The organism is Fructobacillus sp. ESL1096 (assembly GCF_058511985.1).
In genome coordinates, this window is sequence record NZ_CP196400.1 from 597,226 (window position 1) to 618,594 (window position 21,369).

Genomic DNA, 21,369 nt, shown 5'->3' on the forward strand with positions numbered 1-21,369 from the left:
AAAAGAAAGGAAGAACTTTTATGACTGAATATACTATATCAGATTATCTCTTGGATGTAATCAAAACCATGGGTGGCGACGAGATTCTCGGTGTCCCCGGTGATTACAACCTCCAATTCCTGGACCATATCACCCATCGTAACGATATGAAATGGGTCGGCAATGCCAACGAATTGAATGCCTCTTACATGGCTGACGGCTATGCTCGCGAAAAAGGTTTTGCGACCTTTGTGACAACCTTCGGTGTTGGTGAATTAAGCGCCATCAACGGTTTGTCCGGAAGCATCGCTGAACACGTTCCTGTTTTGGAAATTGTTGGTGCTCCAACAAACGGCGTACAACGCGCTGGTAAATTAGTTCATCACACCTTTGGTGACAGCGACTTCGACCGCTTCATCAAGGCTCACGAAACATTGGGTATCAAGACAACCGTCTTGGATGAAGACAATGCCATTGACCAAATCAACGAAACGTTGACTTACATTGCTAATGAAAAGAAGCCTGCTTACCTTGTTTTGCCAAGTGACCTGGTCAACGCTCCTATTAACCCTGCCTTGAAGGAAGCGATTAGCGCCTTGTTCACCACCACAAAACAAGAAACTCCTGCTTCAATCGCAGCAATCAAGCAGGCCGCAGCCAAGGCTAGTCACCCTGTGATTGTTGTTGGACACGAAATCGATCGCTTTAACTTGGGCCAAGCTGTTCAAGACTTCTCATTGAAGAACAACATCCCCGTTGTTGATCTTGGCTTTGGTAAGGCAGCCGTTGATGAAAGCTTTGCCAACTTCGTTGGTACTTATAACGGAACAATTTCTGACGAATCGATTAACCATTTCGTTGCCGATGCAGATGTTGTCTTTGTCTTAGGTGCTAAGTTGACCGACTCTGTTACTGGTGGCTTCACGCAGGAATTCGATGAGAGCCAAACAATCACGCTCTCAACACGCCGTGGCACAATCTTTGGTCAATCTTTGCCAGGAGACTTTGACTTTGTTGCCACTATCCAAGGCTTGGCCACAACTGATTTGAACTTGTCCTTGCCTGCCGTACAAAAGCCAGCAGAACCTGCTGCCTTGCAAGCTAGCGACCGACCTTTGACTCAAGCCTTCTATGACCGGGCCTTGCAAGACTTCATCACTGGCAACAAGACTTTGATTGCTGAACAAGGAACCTCTTTCTTCGGTTTGGCAAGCCAAAACTTGGCCAGCGGTGCTAAGTTCTTCGGTCAACCATTGTGGGGCTCAATTGGTTACGCCTTCCCTGCCGCAATTGGTGCTCAATTGGCCAACCCTGACCGCCGGGCCGTTTTGACTACCGGTGAAGGTTCACTGCAATTGACTATCCAAGACTTTGGTTTGGCTTTGAAGGAACGCTTGAACCCTGTTTTGTTCATCATTGAAAACACCGGCTACACGGTTGAACGTGTTATCCACGGTATGGATGAACCTTATAACGATGTACCAAAGTACCGTTATGACTTGATTGCTCCTGCTTTTGGTGCCAGCGACGACCAATACGACTTCATCGAAGTTTCAACTGAAGAAGAATTGATTGCTGCCATGAAGAAGGCCGACAAAGAAACTGACAAGATGGTCATCGTTCAAGCCAACATGGGTATGAAGGATGCACCTGCTCAGTTGATTGAAACTGGTATCCGCTTCGAAGCCCAAAACCATTAATCTTTATTCTCCTCACCATTTCCTTTTCTGCTTACAGCTTATATAAAATCAGCACCCCCTTCGCCTTGGCAAAGGGGGTGCTTTTGAGTGTTAGAGGTACGGGCATCCCAAATTTGAGCCAGTCGCCAGCACTGAAGCAGCAATGCGGGCACAAAAAAGCCGTCCAGCAGGTTTTCCTGACTCGCAGCCCCGAAATTGATTGGTTCCAATTGCGGCGTTGTTCGTCTCTTCCTGCCAAACGGCTGATTATTTTTTAATTAGTGGCAAAGAAGTGGTCCCGTTCTTTTTCAACATTCTTCTTGACGGTATCACTATACCAGAACGGCACGATCACCCGACCAACAACGTGTTCCTTGGAAACAAAGCCAAAGTAACGACTATCGTTGGAAACAGAACGATGATCACCAAGAACAAAGTAAGCCCCCTTGGGAACGACTGTCTTTCCCTGGTCTGATTGCTTCCACATTCCCGTTGAAGAAAGCGTACCCAACGACCATGTCGAACCGAAGCTAGCTTCGGTCCCACTCTGCTGTTCATCTGACGAGATAAAGGACTCGTTGACCTTTTTATTGTTGACGTACAAGTCGCCATCGCGGTATTCGACTGTGTCACCAGGCAAACCAATCACACGCTTAACGTAGTCCTTATTACCGGCCTGGATTCGCGGATCTTCCTTGCGGGCATCAAAGACAATGACATCCCCACGCTTGGCTTCATGGGTCTTAGTCACCAAAACCTTTTGCTCGTCTAACAAGTTTGGCGCCATCGAATCACCATTGATGGTCACAACGTTGACCAAAAACGTTGTCACAGCCAAGTAAACTGCAATACCAAAAGCAATTGGAGCAATCCAATTCCAAAGAAAGCTCAAAAATTTTTTCATATTCATTTCCTTAATTGATTTTACTATGATGCAGCCCCGAACTAAAAATCAGGAGCGCTCTGTATTAATCGTTATATGATAGATTCTATCACTTGTCCGCCCTTTTGTATCAAAATGATAGATACCATGCGCCAAATGCAGGTCTTTTATGTCCGAATCCATGTACAAATCAGGAACGATATCCGTCGGATTAGGACCAGGAAATGCCTTCTGCCAGTCAATAATCAAGTTGTTTTCAAAAGAAAAAGCCAGGACACGGTAATCCAATCCGGCCGGTTGAGCAACTGCACCTCCTTGTTCAACCTTTTCTTGGACCGACACCCAGTAATCCCTTCTGGCTAAGTTCATCTCAGCAATTTTCAACGCTCAGGGCCTCCTTTCTTCTGTTATCTTATTACTTAGTCTTTGGTAATTGGGCCAAAATGGCATCCTCAAACGGAATCGATGGCAGGGCCCCCGGCTGAGCAACCGTCAAAGATGCCGCTGCAACCCCGTACTTGATTGCACCTTCGATATTGGCAAAAGATGGCATCAAACGTGATAATAAGGCCCCAATAAAGGTGTCCCCGGCTGCGGTAGTGTCGATGGCAGTCGTCTTAATGGCATTAACCATGACTTCCTTGCCATCAGCTGATTTATAAAAAGCACCCTTGTCTCCAAGAGTAATCAAAACGTGCTTAACACCCGCCTTGAAGAAGAAATCAGCATTCCGAATCAAAGACTGGCGGTCCGTGACCGGAATATTAGTCAGCAATTCCGCCTCATGCTCATTTGGAATAACCAAGTCACTTTCCGCCAGTAATTCTTTTGGAAAATTTTCTTGGTCTGGTACCGGTGCCGGGTTCAAAACCGTCACAGCCCCGGCCTCGTGGGCATCTTTAAAGGCTGAAAAAACCGTTTCCAATGGGATTTCCAGCTGTGCCAAGCAAAAGGCGGCATCCTCAAAGGCAGCCCTTTGGTCCCAAACGTCTTTTGCTAAAAGTTGACCGTTAGCGCCTTCATAAACATAAATAATATTATCACCAGTGGCCTTGGAAACCGTGATGTAAGCCTGACCCGTTTCGGCATCCTGCGATTGCAAAACATAGTCAAGGTTCAACCCCTCCTCGTGGACTCTGCCAGCTAAATCAAAGCCGGCACCCACCTTGGTAATAAAGTTGGCTTGGCCACCAGCGCGGGCAACAGCAACCGCCTGGTTGAGGCCCTTGCCACCCATGACCTCTTCTTGGTGCTGGGGCGTTGCGAGTGTTTCCCCGCTATTGGCTAACCGGGGCACCCGGGTAACTTTATCCAAATTAGTTGAACCGATAATTGTTGTCTTCTTGACCATGACGAAATCCTTTCGCAGCCGTCAGTTACTTCACTTTCCTTCTACTATTTTACAAGAAAAGCGACCATTTTTCTGCCTGCATGGCAGACTTTTCCAGACCAAAAGGTGTGTCCGTCAATTAAGTCGTCTTTTGTTGCCCCTGATAAATCAGTTTCGTAAACCGTTCTGATTTTGGATCATAGTGCGCTTGATAGCCATCAACAATCGTACTCTTCGTACTTGAACCGGACTTCGTCACGGTACTTTTAACCTCAATGGTCATGTCACCGGCCGTCTTGCCCTTTTGAAAGGCTTGCGAGCCCTCATAGGTTGACTGGAGTTTCGTCGAATTGATTTGACTTTGGCTGTCGTCATCTGGCATTACCTGATTAATCACTTCAGCGTTGGTCACATCATTTTGAATAATCTTCTGCTTGTTATTGGCGTACTCTTGATCATTTGACCACTGATAAAGGTTCTTCATCAAGTCATCCGCCTTCGTTCCTGCCGTTTTTGCCTGGCTTTGACTGAGTTTTACGCTCGGTTGCTTCTCCTGGTTGTTGCCAAAGACATGGGGCAAAACTGCCAAGGCAATAATCTCAACCACCGCTACGATGGCTAAAACTAGGTAAATAATTTTTGCTTTTTTACTCACTGATTTCCCCTTAAATCGGCCAAGTTGATCTTGGCCTACTCTCATCTCGATTCTTCTATTATAGGTTGCAGATAATTCGTAATCAACGCCAGAATTAGCCAAAGTTGCTCGAAGCGTTGTTAAAAATGGTCAAAACAATCACTTTAACCATCCCTTAAAACAACCCTCCCTAATCCCGTTTTGGGCCCAGCCCCTCAGCCCCAGCAATTGATTGGACCAGACCAGAAATAAAATTTTCAAGCGACATTCTAATCATGGCCATTGCGACTAAGAAAAGTCGATCAAACATAATGGCGATTAACGAAAATTAAAAAATTTTTTTACTCAATTTAGACCGAAACAATTGGTTTGACTCTCAAAAAGCTATTCTCCTTTGTGAAATTAACCTTGCTGAGAATCTTGCTGCGCTCATTTTTTAAACCTTTTACTAACGATAAAATAAGCTGTCATCACAATATAAAAGACAAGTGTTGATAGTAAATCTTGTAAGAGCGAATTCGTATGGAACACAAAATGAAGAATCACAAAATAGACGAGTGCCCCAAGTAAATTATTCATATAGATTGACCCGATAAATTTTTTCATCGATCCTTCTCCTATTTTCTGATTTCAATGTCAATATTGTATCTTACTTTTCCTCGTCAACAAAATGCACCATTTTTAAACAAAAATAGACTGCTTTTCGATTGATCTGATTGGCAGCAAATACAAGGTTTAGAACAAATGGCGTCAGTGTCCTTTTCATCAAAAAACCGGCCCTGAAACTCCAGAAACCGGTTTTTTTAGCTCTTTTCAGGAAACATACTGTTATGTCACTAAACTAAATGCCTTTTAGTTCTTCTTTTTCTTCATAGCAGTAAAGACAGTCGCGATTGCATAAAAAAGCAATGCTGCTAATCCTAACAAAATATTATTCTTTCCTGCAATCTGCTTTGTAGCAGTGTTCGGTAATGATGAATTAGTGCTATTGGTTATAGTACCGCCGTTTGCGGTTGTGTTATCACCATTATTGGTTGTTGAACCATTGTTAGTGGTACTACTGTTCGTATTAGTGCTATTCGTAGTACCCGCATTATTGGCGGTGCCGCCGTTGGTGGTTGTGCTGCTGTTGGCACTGCCTCCATTATTGGCTGTGCCGCTATTTTTAGTGCCACTGTTGGTAGTACCACTATTATTGGAGTTTTGATTATTCTGTGGTTTTACATTCTCTGCCCATTCGTAAACACCAGGATTTTCACCATTATAGCGGTTCATAAAGTCTTCACTATTGTCATACTCAACACTTGGCTCACTTGGGCTTGTTCGAACCCACTTGCCCGTATAAGGCAATTCAACTCCCGCTAAGCTCTTAACATTCGGTCCTAAAATGACTTTAGAAAGCTGAGAATTACCATAAAACATACCAGACATGTTTAATAAGGGTTTAGATGTGTCAAGGTTACTAATATCAACACTCGTTAGACTGGTGTCCATAGCAAACATAGCTGATACATCCGTTAGATGGTCCATATCCCAGTTTTCTAAAACATCGGCATTCGTTAGACTGGTGTCCATAGCAAACATCGTTGTCATTTGCGTCACATTGCTTGTATTCCAGTTCTGCAAACCATCAATATTAGCTAAACTATTATTCCCAAAAAACATTCCCAACATGTTTGTGACTTTCGATGTATCCCACTTTTGCAAGGCATCAACATTCACTATATTGACCCCTCTAAACATCTCTGGCATTTGCGTCACATTGCCTGTATTCCAGTTCTGCAAACCATCGACATTCGTCAGAGCTGTATCCCCAACAAACATATCCGACATGTCCGTCACATTGCCTGTGTCCCAGTTCTGCAAACCATCGACATTCGTCAGAGCTGTGTTGTAATCAAACATATTCAACATGCTGATAACGTTTGATGTATTCCAATTCTTCAAACCATCGACACTCGTCAGAGCTGTGTTCCCTGAAAACATACTACTCATGTCTCTAACTTTTGATGTATCCCAGTTCTGCAAACCATCAACATTCGTCAGAGCTGTGTCTCCACCAAACATATCCGACATGCTTGTGACTTTTGATGTATCTAAATTACCATTAATTCCAGTTAAATTAGCAAATTTTGCAAAAAGATTCGAACTATCTTCTGGTGCTGAGACATTATCTCCAAAGGTAATCGTTTGAATATTATTTTTAATATCATTGCTTAATTGATTTGCAGTGCTATCTTGAGCCGATGGAAGTTCCCCATTAGAGACAGTTAATACTTTACTATCTGGATTATACGAGTAATCAGCCGTGCCCCACTTACCTGTTTGTAGGTCACTCTGATCAGCACCAGAACGATCTGATAGCCCATCATTATTTTGACTTGCCGTTCCATCAACGGCTGCCGTAGTCGCGTTAACACTAGCGTTATTATCGGCAGACACTGAATAGGATTGTGCAAAACCAGCTAAAGTTAGCCCAACTAATCCGGCTAATCCAGTCATCCATACTTTATTTGACTTATATAATTTATACCGTTTACTGTCATTCATAAAAAAGCCCCCCAAAAAAACATTTTCCTAAGTCACTCTACCCGCATTTTGCCCTGAAAGTTACTAATACTCGATAGTCCAATTCAGTTTTTCAACAGAAAGATTCGACTGCCTAGCAGCAATCGACTTTTCTAATCTCAGCGTGGACAAAATGCTCAATTTCATTTAACCACAATGTTTTTTTTGTGTCAAAAAAATTACATTTTAAATAAGGCTATTTTACGAAATTTAAATCACCCATTGTTGCCTTAGACAAATTGGATATTCTACCAATTTTTTGCTGAAGAATTTCAGGTCCATCTTTTGATCCTTACTTCTAGATCAATCAGGCCGTTCTTTCAGAATACCCTACTGCTAATATCCCCCAACTCTTGACTTAAAAATATTTATCTAAGGGAGGAATCGGTTAATTAATCAGAAAATAAGTAAACTTCAACTTGTTACAACCGTATTAAATAAATTTTGTTGTGCCCACAAACTGGGCCTCAAAAACTCAGCCTACATTAACTGAAAGTCACAATTGGTTTAAGGGGCATTTCTGCTATAATAAGAATGATAAATATTCCTTGCCGGTTGTTGGAGGATCGAACGTGAATGATGACAAAGTAAAAGCGGCCCAAATGGCCGTCGAGTTGATTCCCAACCAGGCGATTGTTGGCCTGGGTTCGGGATCAACGGCCTCAATCTTTATTGATTTATTGGCCAAAAAAGCCCATGAAGAACAGATGGACATTACCTGCGTAGCCACATCCGTCCAAACTTCTCAACTTGCCCTTGGTTTTGGTTTAAAGGTTGTTGATATCGACGCCGTCGACCGTATCGACGTGACCGTCGACGGGGCTGATGAAGTCGATGGAAACCTAAACGGCATTAAGGGTGGTGGTGCCGCCCTTCTTTTTGAAAAGATTGTGGCCACGAATTCAACCAAGAATATCTGGGTTGTGGACTCTTCCAAGCAGCATCAACGCTTAGGCTCTTACCGTCTTCCTGTGGAAGTGGTGAAGTTTGGTGTCCACCATGTGTTTAATTATCTTAAAACCCGTGATTTAAAGCCTGTTTACCGTCAACAAGAGGACGGCAATTACCTGACAACCGATTCCGGTAATTACATCATCGACGTTGATATCACTGGTCAAGAGGATTTGCCCCAGTTGGCCCAAGACCTTAAGAGTTTGACCGGTGTTGTTGAACACGGTCTCTTTATCGATATTTGTGATGTCTTATTGGTCGGTAATACGGGTCAAGCAATTTACAAAGATCAATTAAGTAATTCATAATTACAAACAAAAAAGTCCGGCAAATTCGCCGGACTTTTTTGTCGCTTTTTGTTGGTAAAAGCAGCTTGACAGACCGCTGAAGACCGTCTTGAAATGCTGATTTAAAAGGCCTATCATATAATTTATATTGACTCTTTTTTAAAAGCTCATGAGAAGGATAAAGAACCATGACGACCCCCACCACAAAAGCTGCCATCGAAGATACCATTCATCCTGAACGCCTCCACCACCACATGGCAATTCGCTGGGAAAAAGTGATTGAAAATGATCAAGCGCCCGCCCGTCAGGCATCCCTCCGGGTAAGAGCTTCAATTGTTGGCCGGGTTGGTCTCATGCTCCTTGCCTTTGGAACTGGTGCCTGGCGTGTGCGCGATGCCATGAACACGGTCGCTAGAGCGCTCAGACTGACCTGTTCCGCTGATATCGGCTTTACCTCCCTAACATTAGCCTGCTTTGACGGAGTTGAGTCCTTTACCGAAAGCCTCTCGCTCGCCAGTTCAGGCGTCAATACCGACAAACTGACCGAGCTTCAAGACTTCGTCCAACGCTTTGCCAGTGACTATGCCGACCAAAAGCCGGCCCTGATCCACCGGCGACTTGACGACATCAAAAAAGAACCCGGAAACTACCAGCCCTACCAATCCGGCCTAGCAGCCGGCCTAGCCTGTGCCGGCTTTATCTTCCTGCTCGGTGGCGGCCTGATTGAGATGATTTGCTGCTTTGTTGGAGCCGGATTGGGACAGTTTACCCGTAAGCTCCTGGGAAAACGCCATTGGACCGCCGTCGCCACCACAACATTAGGCGTTGCCATTGCCTGCTTGTCTTATTTTCTATCATTACAAGTTTTGGGTCTCTTTTGGGCCAATACCTCAGTCCATGAAGCTGGCTATGTTGGCGCCATGCTCTTTGTCATCCCCGGCTTCCCCTATATCACGAGCATTCTCGATATCACCAAGAACGATATGCGGTCAGGGTTGGAACGTTTAACTTTTGCCCTGACAACCATTATCACGGCAACCTTTATTGGTTGGCTCTTGGCCCTTGGTCTGGGCCTCAAACCGCAAAATTTCTTGCCACAGGGGCTATCCCTTGGTCCATTAATTATCCTGCGCTTATTGGCCTCATTTGCCGGTGTTTATGGTTTCTCGATGATGTTTAATTCAAAGCAGAAGATGGCCATCACGGCTGGCTTGATCGGAGCCGTCGCCAACACGGTCCGACTTGAATTAGTCGATCTCGTTCACTGTCCGCCAGCGGCAGCGGCCTTCATTGGCGCCTTGCTTGCCGGGCTCCTGGCTTCCCTGGTCAACCAAAAATTACGGTACCCCCGAATCACTTTGACCGTACCATCAATCGTAATCATGGTCCCTGGACTCTACATCTACCGTGGCGTTTACAACCTCGGGCTCAACCACGTTGGAACCGGCGCTGAATGGCTGACTAAGGCCCTCTTAATCATGCTCTTTTTGCCCTTTGGCCTCTTCGTGGCCCGGTTTGTCCTCGATAAGCAATGGCGAATCGTGGATTAGTTTGAGAAAAAGCCCCCTCCTCGATCAGAAAGGGGCTTTTTTGACATTCAAGGGATATTGCTCAAAAAGATTACAAACTTTTTGATCTAAAAGCCGTCCATAAGAGCACCGCCCGCTGACGGTGATATGTTATCCTTCATTATTCAAGTAGAGCGGTACTTTTTTCACCTTTTTACAGGCCTATTTTTTCTTCAATTGTAACTAAATCAGTCAAAAACCCGCCCTCTCAAGACGAGAAGGGCGGGTTTTCTTACCGAAAGATTTCTTATTTAAAAAGCAGTGTCGCAATGGTATTTACGACGGGCACAATCACCACAAAGAGAACGGTTGATGTGGTGACGACGTTCGTGGCGTACTTCACGTCACCATTGGCCTCATTGGCCAAGATTGGCAGAACTGCCAAAGCCGGCGTGGCAGCTTGCACTGCCAAGGTTTGAGCTTCAAGGTGTGGTAAGTGACCCAAAAAGCCGCCGGCGAAAACCAAAAGGGTCAACATAACGGTTGGTGCAAAGATAAAGCGCCCAACTAAGGCAACAACCGTGTCCTTGTCAAAGTGAATACTGGTTAAACCAGCATCCGCAAGAACAATCCCGATATAAATCAAGGACAATGGCGTGACCAAGTTACCAACGTAAGTCAATGTTGACGTTGCAAAATCAGGAACCGGAATGGCCAAAAGTAAGAAGACCAAGGCCACCAGGAACCCAACCAAGGGAGCAGGTAAAAGCTTCTTCCAATTGAAGGCCTTTTGTCCCTTATCTGGGCGATCATTGGCGATAATCAAAGCACCAATGGCCCAGGTTGAAATCGTGTTCATCACATAATAAACCAGGAAATAAGACAGCGCCTGATTACCAAAAAGCGCCACATTTAAAGGTAAACCAATAAAGATCGTATTGGCATTGACGACAACATTAATAAAGGTCCCTTTGCGGCCAGGACGGACCTTGAAGACATAAGCCAAAATGTAGGCAACTAGATAGCTGATGGCAAATGAGAGGAAGGCATAAACCAATCCTCCAGACAAGGACACTAATTTATCACGTGTCAAAAACTTTAATACTGAGACAAAAATCGATGCCGGTAAGGCAATATTAGTAATCAAACGAGAAATATTCCCGGAAAAACTATCAGCAAACCAGCCCCGCTGGCGCAAAACAAAACCCAGGGCAATCATCAAGATGATTGTCACAACACTTTCAACCGAATTTAAAAATGCCATAAAGAACTCCCTTCTACGGGTGGCGCTCATAGTAGCCCCATCCACTTATCAATCAGTACTTATGAGTACTGACCTGCCATGAACTTCACTAATTTTAAAAAATTGCACATAAAAAAGGACTTTTCGCCCTTTTCCATGTGTTGTTGCTTTGCTTTGTTTTTTGTAAGTTAAATCTTAATACTTAGGTTCCCACTTCAAGTCTTCGATGGCCTTCTTCACGTCGGCGATCTCTTCCTTCGTGATCTTTTGGTCAACGGCTGACTGAGCAGTGGCGATTGCAACTGTCTCTGAGAAGACAGTCAACTTTGAAACTGGTGGCAAAACGGCTGCCCCTGGCTTGGTTGCATCAACGATCCCACCCAATGAGTGAGCAGCGGCTGAAATCATTTCATCATTCAAGACCTTTGCCGTTGAAGCAATTGTTCCAAGACCAAGTCCTGGGTAAACCAAGGCGTTGTTGGCTTGACCGATTTCATAGCTAACACCCTTGTATTCAATTGGGTCAACTGGGATTCCAGTAGCAATCAAGGCCTTACCATCAGTCCATTCAAGCAAGTCTTCTGCCTTTGCTTCGGCCAACTTCGTTGGGTTTGACAATGGGAAGATGACTGGGCGCTCAGTGTGAGCAGCCATTTCTTGCACGATTTCCTTTGTAAAGGCACCTGGTTGCGTTGAAGTTCCAACCATAATCGTTGGGTGAATTTCCTTGACAACAGCTGCCAAGTTTGTCAAATCAGCAGCGTTTGCAAATTCTGAACGTGAGCGGGCGAATGGCTTTTGTTCAGGAGTCAAATCATCCATGTCGTCAAAGAGCAAGCCTTGCTTGTCCACCATGTAGATGTGTTTGCGAGCTTCTTCTTCAGACAAACCTTCTTGCAACATTTCTTCAAACATCCGGTTGGCGATACCTGCACCGGCTGAACCTGCACCAAATGTCAAGTAAGTCTGGTCAGACAACTTTTCACCTGTGATGGTCATGGCACCCAAAGCGGCTGCCAAAGTGATGATTCCAGTTCCCTGGATGTCATCATTAAACGTTGTAATCTTGTCCTTATACTTGTCCAAGATAACAGCGGCGTTTGAACGGCCAAAGTCTTCCCAGTGCAGGTACAAATTAGGGAACAAGTTTTCAGCAGCTTCAACGAAGCTGTCAACAAATTTTGTATACTTTTCGCCACGGACACGTTCGTGACGGTTACCCAAGTACATGTCGTTGTCCAACAATGATTGGTTGTTTGTTCCGTTATCCAAGACAACTGGCAAAACGTTTTCAGGGTTAACACCGGCAGCAGCCGTATAAACCATCAACTTACCAACGGCGATATCAACACCGTTCGTACCCCAATCACCGATACCCAAGATTCCTTCAGCATCAGTCACAACAATCAACTTAATGTCACGACCATTGGCACCGGCCTTCAAGGCTGATTCCATCACGTCTGGTTCGTCAATTGACAAGTAAACTGCATTTTGTGGGTTAACAAACAATTCTGAGTAATTTTCAATCGTATCAGCGATAACTGGATCATAAACGATTGGCATAAACTCAACCACGTGTTGTCCGAACAAGTAGTAGAACAATGTGTGGTTGGTATTGAAGATTTCCATCAAGAACAAACGCTTTTCCAAATCAGAAGGCTTTGATTGGTATTGTGCGTATGCTTGTGCTGATTGTTCTTCCAAAGTTTGCACGCGGGGAGGCAAAAGACCGGCAACGCCGAGTTCCTTACGTTCTTCCATCGTGAACCCTGTTCCCTTGTTGAGGAAGGGATTATTTAAAATCTCAATTGGTGTCATGAGATAGGCTCCTTTTTTCTTTGTTTTCTAACTCGAATCGAAGTTCGAATCACTTAACGCTGTTATTCTATAACCCGAAGAAAATTATAGTCAAACAGGTGGCATACCCACACTTTTCCCTATAGTTCATGAAGGGGGGTTGACAGATTTTGCTATAATAGGAGTAGGCTTGAATGTTAAGAACTGAATTTGGAGAAAACCTTGCGCATAACCGATTTACAATACTATTTAGCCCTCGCAACTTACCGAAACTTTTCTCAGGTTTCTGAGAAATTTGGAATTTCTCAACCAACCGTCTCGCTTGCGATGCAACGGTTGGAAAAAGAGCTTGGCGCCAAGCTCATTTTGCGACAGGCTGCGCATAAAAACGTGACACTCACCCATGCCGGCGAACTTTTGCGACAACATGCTACCTTAATTGTGGAACAATACCAAGTTGCCCAAACGGAAATCAAACGCGACAGTGAGGACTCACTTTTGATTGGTTTGCCACCCATTATTCAAGTTGCTTACTTTCCAGCCATTGCAACGGTCTTATCTGACGATTCCCTCGCCCATTTGAAAACAGTCGAGGTTGGGGCCCAAGAAGCCATCGACCAGTTAAAAAATGGTGAGCTCGACGCTTCCTTTGTCGGCTATCTCGATGACATCGATCAAAGCGAATTTAATTTAATCCCCTTTGACGAGCAGCCGTTTGCTATTCTGGCTGCCGACGACTACCCCTTGGTGCAAAAAGGGTCCGTGTCATTTGAAGAAATCAAAGACGAAAGATTCATCTTACTGAAAGATAACTTCGTTCATACCCAGGCTTTCGACCAGTTGGCCCGAGCCGCCCATTTTCATGCCAACGTTTTGTTTAATTCCTCGGAACCCTACGGAATTCTAAGCCTGATTCGACAAAATCGTGGGATTGGCTTTATGGTTCACCACCCAGCGTTGACTTTCCCGGGTGTGACCACATTGCCAATCACAGATGACGACCAGCCCATATTTAAGGTCGGCTTTGCTTACCGAAAAGACATCGTCTTAACGGACGAACAACAGCTGATTTTTGATGAGCTCTTGGCCGCCACCAAAATTGGCTGGCCGGATCACAGAACACCCCCATTGGAGGAATGATGATGCAAAAGAAGAAAACAACCATCGTGGTCACAATCTTAGTACTGATTTTGGCTGTCGCTGGTAGCTTAGTTGCTTGGCAAAGCAACAGTCAAAAAGATGACAAAAAGTCTGACAAATTAACCATTGTCGCCTCAACCAATGTCTATGCCGAATTGGCCAAGACGGTTGCCGGCAACCATGCTGATGTTTCAGCCATTATTACCAAACAGTCCGTTTCACCAGAAGATTATGAACCAACTAACGCCATTGCGAAAAAGGTTGCCAAGGCTGATATTGCCTTTGGAAACGGCTTGGGCTACGATGCTTGGTTGCAGAAATTAGCCAAGACGTCGAAGTCAACCCAAGTGCTCTATGTTGGTAACGATATTTTAAACAAGAAGTCTGGCTCAAACCCCCACTTGTGGAACGACCCAGCCAACATGATTAAGGCCGCGCAGGGATTGGCTGACACGCTCAGCAAGAAGGACCCTAAGCACAAGGCTGATTATCAAGCCAATGCACAGGCCTACGCTACAAAGCTGAAGCCAGTGACCGACAAGATCGCCGAATTGAAATCTGCAGTCGCCGGTAAGGAAGTCATGGAAACTGAACCAGTCTATGAATACATGTTGGACGCCTTAGGTGCGAACGTGGTCGGAACTGATTTCGCCGAAGCCATTGAAGAAGGAAATGATCCTTCTCCAGCTGTCTTGACTGACATTCAAAACAAGATTAAGAACCACGAACTCGCCTTTTTGGTTTACAACACGCAAACCACAGGTGGTACAGTTGATAAAATCGTCAAGTTGGCCAAGGACAACAACATTCCAATCGTCAAGGTGACAGAAACTTCACCTGAGAAAACTTCTTACGTCGACTGGAAACTCAGTGAATTGAAGCAAGTTCAAGAAATTGTTGCGAAGTAAAAATCAGCAAACAAAAAAGTGAAGGCAGATTACCTTCACTCTCATGAGCACCGAACGAACCTGTTCGGTGTTTTTTTATTGGTTTGAATTAGCGCAGTAACCCTAAGTTAGTGGTTATTCAAAAATCATTTGTACCACCTACCGTGCTGCCAATCGTTCCTGTCCCCGACTGATTTCCTGGAGAACGTTTGCAACGGCCGTACCACCAAGAGAAGTTCGGCGGTTAACGGCCGCCTTGGAAGTCAGCTCTTCATAGACATCTTCTTCAATATGGCTATCAGCGGTTTGGAGATCAGCCAAAGACATCTCATTGAGTGTTTGCCCTGTCTGAATGCCCTTCAAAACCAACTCACCAACAACAGCGTGGGCTTGACGGAATGGCACCCCCTTCGTAGCCAAATAATCGGCCAATTCAGTCGCATTCGAGAAATCATCCTTCGTAGCGGCTTCCATCCGATCAGCATGAACTGTCATCGTTGATAACATTCCCGTAAAGACCTTTACGGAGGCCAAGATCGTATCCATGACCTCGAAGGTGGCTGCCTTATCTTCCTGCATATCCTTATTGTAGGCCAAAGGCAGCCCCTTCATCACCGTTAACAATCCCATTAGGCTACCAAAGACGTGCCCGGTCTTTCCCCGAACAAGTTCGGCAAAGTCCGCATTCTTCTTTTGAGGCATAATCGATGATCCGGTTGAGAAGTTATCCGAAAGTTCGATGTAATTGAACTCATAGGTTCCCCACAAAATCAGTTCTTCCGCCATCCGTGACAAATGGACCATCAAAATGGAGGCGTTCGAGAGAAACTCGAGGGCAAAATCCCGGTCCGAAACCGCATCTAAACTATTGTGGTAGATAGAGTCAAAGCCCAATTCGTCTGCCACTAGTTGGCGGTCAATGGGGAAGGTCGTACCAGCTAGGGCCGCAGCTCCAAGCGGAAGCATATCCGTATGCTTTTCATTAAATTCAAACCGCTCAAAGTCACGTTGAAACATCTCAAAATAGGCCAACAGGTAGTGGCCATAGCTAATTGGCTGGGCGTGTTGCATGTGCGTATAGCCGGGCATAATCACACCCGCATGTTTCTTGGCTAAATCAAGAAGGGTCTGCTGCAACTCAGTGATGGCTTCCTTGACTGCTGGCAAGCGGTGCTTAACCCACAGATGAAAATCAGTAGCCACCTGATCATTCCGTGACCGGCCAGTATGCAGCTTTCCCGCAACCGGACCAATTTTTTTCGTCAACAAGGACTCGATATTCAGATGAATGTCCTCATTGGCAACGGAAAATTCCACCTTGTCAGCGGCCAAATCAGCCTGAATAGCGTGGAGACCAGCACTAATTTGTTCAGCTTCCTCAGCTGAAATAATGTCTTGCTGCCCTAACATTTTCACGTGAGCTAATGAACCCTCCAGGTCTTCGGCTGCCAACCGATAATCAAAGCCGATTGAGGCGCCAAATTCATCGACCCATTCTGCTGCTTTGCCGGTAAACCGGCCACCCCATAATTTATCGGACATTTGATTCCCTCCTATTTCTTTTGTTCTGAATGGATGTGGTTGACTTGCTCAAAGACCATACTTGGCAATGACCACAACTTAATGAAGCCTCCAGCAGCAACTTGGTCAAAGCTATCGGCTGCCGTATAAGTGGCTAAGTTCTTGTTATACAGTGAGTTTTTCTCAGACTTCCGCGCAACGGCAACGGCTTGGCCCTTGTAGAGCTTCATCTTCACCGTGCCGTTGACAACCTGTTGTGTCTGATCCATGAAGGCCTGCAAGGCATCAAAGAGTGGCGTAATCCACAGTGCGTTGTAAATCAAATCCGTCACCTTCTGTTCCAATAAAGGTTTGTAGTGCGCAACGTCACGCTCCAGGGTCAGGTCTTCCAAATCCTTGTGGGCAGCCATAATCACGGCTGCGGCTGGTGCTTCATAAACCTCACGAGACTTAATGCCAACCAAACGGTTTTCAATTTTGTCAATCCGCCCAATGCCATTGGCACCAGCAATTTGATTCAACTTCACAATTAACTGCGCCAAGGTCAACTTTTCCCCATCAAGGGCGACCGGCAACCCTTCTTCAAAGGTCAAGTCCAAAAATGTCGCTTCTTCTGGTGCCTCTTCTGGTGCAACCGTCATGCCCCAAGCATCATCGGGGGCAATGTTCCAAGGATCTTCGAGGATACCGGCTTCGTTGGCCCGGCCCCACAGATTGGCATCAATCGAGTATGGTGATTGCTTACCAATTGGCACCGGAACATTGTGGTCCTTGGCGTAATCGATCTCTTCTTCACGTGACCAGTGAAAGTCACGGATTGGGGCTTCGATGGCCAAATCAGGATCCAAGGCATGAATCGCTGCTTCGAAACGAACCTGGTCGTTGCCCTTACCAGTTGAGCCGTGAGCAATTGCATCGGCCCCGTTTTCATGGGCAATTTCAACTAATTTCTTAATAATCAATGGCCGTGAAAGTGCTGAAACCAAAGGATAGGCACCTTCATACAAGGCATTGGCCTTGATTACTGGGGCAACGTATTCGTTGGCAAATTCTTCCTTACCATCAACAACGATTGACTGAGCTGCGCCCACTTGGAGGCCCTTCTTTTGAATTTCATCCAAGTCCTTGCCGCCTTGACCAACGTCCAAGACAACGGCGATGACTTCATAGCCCTTATCAATCAACCATGGAATTGCCACAGAAGTATCGAGTCCACCTGAATATGCCAATACAATTTTCTTTGTCATTTTGTTTCTCCTCTATTTTTCCATCAATTTCACTTGTTTATTTGGAATAACTACTGGTCTTCGAATCAGCCACTTAGTTATTCGCACCGACTGCCACAGTTTAGTTCCTCTTTTTAATCAGCCAAAACTTTACTAATAAAGTCCTGGGTCTTTGGATTTTGTGGGTGGTCAAACAACTCGTTCGGTGTATTCTTTTCTTGAATCACACCATCAGCCATAAACCAGATTTCATCAGCGACCTGCTTGGCGAAGTTCATTTCGTGGGTGACGACCACCATGGTCATCTTGCCATCCGCCAATGACTTCATGACCTTGAGGACTTCACCGACATTTTCAGGGTCCAAGGCAGAAGTCGGTTCGTCGAAGAACAAAACCTGAGGCTGCATTGCTAGAGCACGGGCAATGGCCACCCGTTGTTTTTGCCCACCAGACAGACTGTTTGGGAAGGCATCAGCCTTGTCAGCCAAACCAACACTCGTCAAGTATTTCATCGCTACGGCAGTCGCTTCTTCGTCGGGCATGCCCTTGACTCGCATTGGCGCTAATTTCAAATTAGCCAAGACCGACATATTGGGGAAGAGATTAAAGTTTTGGAAGACCATGCCGATTTGTTCACCAAGCTTGGCCAATTCCTGATCAGATTGTTGAGCTAAGTCAACACCGTTGAAATCAACAACACCGCTAGTTGGACGTTCCAACTGGTTGATGCAACGAAGCAAGGTACTTTTACCAGAACCAGAAGGGCCGATAATGCAGACCACCTGACCGGCATCAATGTCGCCGTTAATATCTTTGAGAACTTCATTGCCACCGAAGTCTTTTTTGAGATGTTTTACAGAAATTAATGGATTAGTCATGGTTCATCTTCCCTTCTAAGTAGTTCAAGCCCCGCGTCAAGATAAAGGTCATCAAGAAGTAAATCACCATGACAACCACGATTGGCGCAATACCACGGTAAGTGTCAGCGCGGACGATGTTCAATTCATAAACCAAATCAGTCACACCAATGATCGAAACAATAGAACTTTCCTTGATGACTGAGATAAATTCATTACCCAATGCTGGCCAAATGTTCTTAAAGGCTTGTGGCAAAATCACAAAGCGCATCGTGTCTTTTTGGTTCAAGCCAAGACTCTTGGCTGCTTCCTTTTGTCCCTTATCCAATGAAGTAATTCCACCACGGATAATTTCAGCAACATAAGCACCGGAGTTCAAGGAAACGGCGATGATACCAGCCGTTAGGGCTGGAATATTAATCAAAGCACCAAGACCAAAGTAAACCAAGAGGATTTGAACCATCATTGGTGTTCCCCGGACAATTTCGATGTAAGAAATAGCTGGCCAGCTCAAGACCTTAAACTTTGACATTTTCATCAAGGCCAAGATAATTCCTAAGATAATTCCAAAGGCAACTGAAACAAAAGCAATTAAGGTGGTGTTTAAGAAGCCACTATAGAAATAGTGCCAGTAGCGCAGCATTGACGTGTCCACCGTATTTTCGGACATGTTCTTACCGGCATTCTTCAAGTAAGTATTAATCCAGCCATGGTCCTCAATCTTATCGATCGACTTGTTGACTGCTGCTACCAATTCAGGGTTTCCCTTAGCAAAGGCAATCGCTGCACCGGTTTGGTTGATGTCCAACTGGTAACCGGAATCAATCATCTTCAAATCTTTGTCATTAGCAACGTAAGCTTGGGCCACTGGCTTCTCAACCCCAACAGCTGCTACCTTGTTGGTCTTCAAGGCAAAAATCAGGTTTGGTGTCTTGTCCATCCCCACAACCGTGGCTCCCGAAATTTTTTGTTGCGCCAAATCGTATTGCAAGGTTCCAGTTTGGGCGCCAATCTTAGTTCCCTGTAAATCACTAGCCGTCTTATATTTCGCAGCGTTTGTCTTACTAATCAAAAAGCTTTGGCCACCGTTGTAATAAATCTTTGAAAAGTCGACGCTTTGACGACGTTCGTCGGTTGGGTTGATTCCCCCAATGGCCATGTCAACCTTGCCGGTTTGGACGGCAACCAAGACAGAACTAAAGTCCATGTTTTTGATTTCTAATTTCACGCCCAGGTCCTTGGCAATCTGCTTGACAATGTCAACGTCCATTCCAACATCAGTTGAAGTGCCGTTTTTGTTCACCTGGAATTCGTATGGTGGGTAATCCGGCGAAATTGCTACCTTCATCACTCCCGCTTTTTTAATCTTTTGCAAACCATCATCAGCGTGGGCCACTTGGGTCATGCCTAATCCGGCGACAACCAAAATAGTGATTGTGATGAATGCTTGTTGCAACCACTTCGTTATGTTCTTCATCTTCTCGTCCTCTTCCCTTTTTTCCTAACCAATAAAAAAACGTCCTTTAGTCTTTCGACTAAAGGACGTTCTGCACGCGGTACCACCTTACTTATACCCAAAAAGGGTATCTCTCATTATTCGATCTAAACTTCAAATCGTCAGCTCTGTAATGGGAGCGCCCAGTATGGTTTTCATCGCATACAACTATAGGTGACGTTCATCTTCGCCTGTACGTGTTTCACACCAACCAACACTTCACTGAGCTACAAAACGGAGATTACTACTTCCTAATTAACGTTTTATTATTAGTTTTTAATAATTATAGCACTGAAACCTAATCTTGCAAGAGTTTTTGCAAATTTTTTTCGTTTTATTCGTTCTTTTTAGGTAAAAAAGCTGATTTTAAGGGAAATGATCATGGAAAAACATTTGCTTATTTTAATTTAAAAGAACTTTATTAGAATTAATCACTCCAAAAAAATTTACTGACCGTTCTGAAGATCATTTTATGCTAGCGCATTTGCTTAGTTAGCTAAGTTATAACTTGCAAACTTCTCTTTAAAACATAGTTTTTTTGTTTTACTAAATTAAAACGAGGAATGGCACGATCACTTTTGTGATTGAAATAAAAAGGCGAAGACCATCAACCGGGTTCGCCTTTTTCTATTTTTCTTTTACTTCCTAATCAAATTAGAACAAAGAACCGACCTTCTAATTGACACGGATTTTAACGAAACTTTTCTAATTTGATCCCTTTATACGACCATCGACTAATTCGTAAATTCGATCAGCATCTTCTTTTAACCGTAAATCATGCGTAACGACGACCACGGCCTTATTTTCACGTCGAGCAATTTCCTGAAAAAGTTGACCAACCTCTGCCACCCGCTCGCTATCCAAAGCAGCCGTTGGTTCATCGGCCAAAATAAAATCAGGATCCGCATACAATGCCCGCGCGATTGCCACTCGCTGCGTTTGCCCACCGGACAACTCACCCGGATACTTATCTAATAACTGCGTAATTCCCAGTCGTTCTAAATAACCATCCATAGCAGCTGGTGACAAGTTTTCGGTTTTTTTAACCTTATCCACTAAAGCGAATTGTTCCTTGACCGTCAAATACGGCACTAAATTATAGGATTGAAGCACAAAGCCAATATGATCTAACCGAAAGCGGTCAGCTTCTTTGCCAGTTAACCGGCTAATATCTTGACCATTAATCAAAACTTTCCCTTTAGTTGGACGTTGTAAGCCACCTAAAATCGTCAGCAGGGTACTTTTCCCGGAACCAGATGGCCCCAAAATCAGCGTGAGCTCACCACGGTTGGCAATAAAATCGACACCCTGCAGCGCTTGAACCTGATTTAACCCGTGACCGAAGGTCTTATTCACTTGCTGTAGTACTAAATTTTCCATGTAC

Annotated in this window: 17 protein-coding genes and 1 other annotated feature; of the genes, 5 read left to right on the forward strand and 12 right to left on the reverse strand. The window is 44.7% G+C overall.

The features are described 5' to 3' along the window. The first annotated feature begins 20 nt into the window (after positions 1 to 20). Positions 21 to 1,679, forward strand: coding sequence for an alpha-keto acid decarboxylase family protein (locus ACSYSR_RS02800; protein ID WP_489816194.1), 1,659 nt, complete (start codon positions 21 to 23; stop codon positions 1,677 to 1,679). A gap of 253 nt (positions 1,680 to 1,932) precedes the next feature. On the opposite strand, the gene lepB is transcribed toward ACSYSR_RS02800, so the two are convergent. From lepB to ACSYSR_RS02825, 5 genes are all read right to left on the reverse strand, one after another. Further along, positions 1,933 to 2,562: a signal peptidase I gene (lepB, locus tag ACSYSR_RS02805; protein ID WP_252773258.1), complete on the reverse strand. Its 630-nt coding sequence runs from the start codon at positions 2,560 to 2,562 to the stop codon at positions 1,933 to 1,935. A 48-nt stretch (positions 2,563 to 2,610) separates the two neighbouring features. Beyond that, entirely contained in the window at positions 2,611 to 2,925 is a 315-nt protein-coding gene (locus ACSYSR_RS02810; RefSeq protein WP_489816193.1) for a hypothetical protein, read from the reverse strand. 31 nt (positions 2,926 to 2,956) lie between these two features. Beyond that, positions 2,957 to 3,892 (reverse strand): ribokinase, encoded by a 936-nt coding sequence (locus ACSYSR_RS02815; protein WP_489816192.1) that lies wholly within the window; start codon positions 3,890 to 3,892, stop codon positions 2,957 to 2,959. A gap of 118 nt (positions 3,893 to 4,010) precedes the next feature. Next, entirely contained in the window at positions 4,011 to 4,571 is a 561-nt protein-coding gene (locus ACSYSR_RS02820) for a hypothetical protein (protein WP_489816191.1), read from the reverse strand. Between the two features lie 786 nt (positions 4,572 to 5,357). Continuing rightward, positions 5,358 to 7,055 carry a BspA family leucine-rich repeat surface protein gene (locus tag ACSYSR_RS02825; RefSeq protein ID WP_489816190.1) on the reverse strand — a complete coding sequence of 566 codons (1,698 nt, stop codon included), beginning with the start codon at positions 7,053 to 7,055 and terminating at the stop codon, positions 5,358 to 5,360. Positions 7,056 to 7,645: 590 nt separating this feature from the next. Here ACSYSR_RS02825 and rpiA point away from each other — a divergent pair. Both rpiA and ACSYSR_RS02835 read left to right on the forward strand, forming a co-directional pair. Beyond that, the gene (gene rpiA, locus ACSYSR_RS02830) at positions 7,646 to 8,332 is read left to right on the forward strand and encodes a ribose-5-phosphate isomerase RpiA (protein ID WP_252773263.1); all 687 of its coding nucleotides are present in this window, start codon (positions 7,646 to 7,648) and stop codon (positions 8,330 to 8,332) included. 167 nt (positions 8,333 to 8,499) lie between these two features. After that, positions 8,500 to 9,861, forward strand: a complete 1,362-nt coding sequence (locus ACSYSR_RS02835) for a threonine/serine exporter family protein (RefSeq protein ID WP_489816189.1) — start codon at positions 8,500 to 8,502, stop codon at positions 9,859 to 9,861. A 265-nt stretch (positions 9,862 to 10,126) separates the two neighbouring features. Here the strand turns inward: ACSYSR_RS02835 and ACSYSR_RS02840 are convergent, their stop codons facing one another. Together ACSYSR_RS02840 and ACSYSR_RS02845 are read right to left on the reverse strand one after the other, a co-directional pair. Further along, positions 10,127 to 11,083: an AEC family transporter gene (locus ACSYSR_RS02840; RefSeq protein WP_252773265.1), complete on the reverse strand. Its 957-nt coding sequence runs from the start codon at positions 11,081 to 11,083 to the stop codon at positions 10,127 to 10,129. Between the two features lie 174 nt (positions 11,084 to 11,257). Further along, entirely contained in the window at positions 11,258 to 12,880 is a 1,623-nt protein-coding gene (locus ACSYSR_RS02845; RefSeq protein WP_252773266.1) for a malolactic enzyme, read from the reverse strand. A gap of 201 nt (positions 12,881 to 13,081) precedes the next feature. On the opposite strand from ACSYSR_RS02845, the gene ACSYSR_RS02850 reads away from it, so the two are divergent. Together ACSYSR_RS02850 and ACSYSR_RS02855 are read left to right on the forward strand one after the other, a co-directional pair. Continuing rightward, complete coding sequence (locus tag ACSYSR_RS02850) at positions 13,082 to 13,999, forward strand: LysR family transcriptional regulator (protein ID WP_252773267.1); 918 nt, start codon at positions 13,082 to 13,084, stop codon at positions 13,997 to 13,999. Next, positions 13,996 to 14,907, forward strand: coding sequence for a metal ABC transporter solute-binding protein, Zn/Mn family (locus ACSYSR_RS02855; RefSeq protein ID WP_491708342.1), 912 nt, complete (start codon positions 13,996 to 13,998; stop codon positions 14,905 to 14,907). The genes ACSYSR_RS02850 and ACSYSR_RS02855 overlap by 4 nt, the downstream gene beginning before the upstream one ends. A gap of 138 nt (positions 14,908 to 15,045) precedes the next feature. On the opposite strand, the gene argH is transcribed toward ACSYSR_RS02855, so the two are convergent. The 5 genes from argH to ACSYSR_RS02880 form a co-directional block, all read right to left on the reverse strand. Continuing rightward, positions 15,046 to 16,428 carry an argininosuccinate lyase gene (argH, locus tag ACSYSR_RS02860; RefSeq protein WP_489816187.1) on the reverse strand — a complete coding sequence of 461 codons (1,383 nt, stop codon included), beginning with the start codon at positions 16,426 to 16,428 and terminating at the stop codon, positions 15,046 to 15,048. A gap of 11 nt (positions 16,429 to 16,439) precedes the next feature. Beyond that, positions 16,440 to 17,654, reverse strand: a complete 1,215-nt coding sequence (locus ACSYSR_RS02865; protein WP_489816186.1) for an argininosuccinate synthase — start codon at positions 17,652 to 17,654, stop codon at positions 16,440 to 16,442. A gap of 113 nt (positions 17,655 to 17,767) precedes the next feature. Beyond that, positions 17,768 to 18,511 (reverse strand): amino acid ABC transporter ATP-binding protein, encoded by a 744-nt coding sequence (locus ACSYSR_RS02870; protein ID WP_489816185.1) that lies wholly within the window; start codon positions 18,509 to 18,511, stop codon positions 17,768 to 17,770. Further along, positions 18,504 to 19,967, reverse strand: a complete 1,464-nt coding sequence (locus tag ACSYSR_RS02875; protein WP_252773272.1) for an ABC transporter substrate-binding protein/permease — start codon at positions 19,965 to 19,967, stop codon at positions 18,504 to 18,506. Before ACSYSR_RS02875 ends, ACSYSR_RS02870 begins: the two co-directional genes overlap by 8 nt. A gap of 58 nt (positions 19,968 to 20,025) precedes the next feature. Continuing rightward, positions 20,026 to 20,253 (reverse strand) — a binding site (T-box leader). A 437-nt stretch (positions 20,254 to 20,690) separates the two neighbouring features. Further along, positions 20,691 to 21,365 carry an ABC transporter ATP-binding protein gene (locus ACSYSR_RS02880; protein ID WP_252773273.1) on the reverse strand — a complete coding sequence of 225 codons (675 nt, stop codon included), beginning with the start codon at positions 21,363 to 21,365 and terminating at the stop codon, positions 20,691 to 20,693. Between the last annotated feature and the right edge of the window lie 4 nt (positions 21,366 to 21,369).

Excerpts from the sequence above, each read along its gene's own strand:
- lepB (WP_252773258.1), bottom strand. The coding sequence starts at position 2,562 with ATGAAAAAATTTTTGAGCTTTCTTTGGAATTGGATTGCTCCAATTGCT.
- ACSYSR_RS02840 (WP_252773265.1), bottom strand. The coding sequence starts at position 11,083 with ATGGCATTTTTAAATTCGGTTGAAAGTGTTGTGACAATCATCTTGATG.
- ACSYSR_RS02880 (WP_252773273.1), bottom strand. The coding sequence starts at position 21,365 with ATGGAAAATTTAGTACTACAGCAAGTGAATAAGACCTTCGGTCACGGG.
- ACSYSR_RS02865 (WP_489816186.1), bottom strand. The coding sequence starts at position 17,654 with ATGACAAAGAAAATTGTATTGGCATATTCAGGTGGACTCGATACTTCT.
- ACSYSR_RS02835 (WP_489816189.1), top strand. The coding sequence starts at position 8,500 with ATGACGACCCCCACCACAAAAGCTGCCATCGAAGATACCATTCATCCT.
- argH (WP_489816187.1), bottom strand. The coding sequence starts at position 16,428 with ATGTCCGATAAATTATGGGGTGGCCGGTTTACCGGCAAAGCAGCAGAA.
- ACSYSR_RS02855 (WP_491708342.1), top strand. The coding sequence starts at position 13,996 with ATGATGATGCAAAAGAAGAAAACAACCATCGTGGTCACAATCTTAGTA.
- ACSYSR_RS02820 (WP_489816191.1), bottom strand. The coding sequence starts at position 4,571 with ATGAGAGTAGGCCAAGATCAACTTGGCCGATTTAAGGGGAAATCAGTG.
- ACSYSR_RS02875 (WP_252773272.1), bottom strand. The coding sequence starts at position 19,967 with ATGAAGAACATAACGAAGTGGTTGCAACAAGCATTCATCACAATCACT.
- ACSYSR_RS02825 (WP_489816190.1), bottom strand. The coding sequence starts at position 7,055 with ATGAATGACAGTAAACGGTATAAATTATATAAGTCAAATAAAGTATGG.
- ACSYSR_RS02870 (WP_489816185.1), bottom strand. The coding sequence starts at position 18,511 with ATGACTAATCCATTAATTTCTGTAAAACATCTCAAAAAAGACTTCGGT.
- ACSYSR_RS02800 (WP_489816194.1), top strand. The coding sequence starts at position 21 with ATGACTGAATATACTATATCAGATTATCTCTTGGATGTAATCAAAACC.
- ACSYSR_RS02815 (WP_489816192.1), bottom strand. The coding sequence starts at position 3,892 with ATGGTCAAGAAGACAACAATTATCGGTTCAACTAATTTGGATAAAGTT.
- ACSYSR_RS02845 (WP_252773266.1), bottom strand. The coding sequence starts at position 12,880 with ATGACACCAATTGAGATTTTAAATAATCCCTTCCTCAACAAGGGAACA.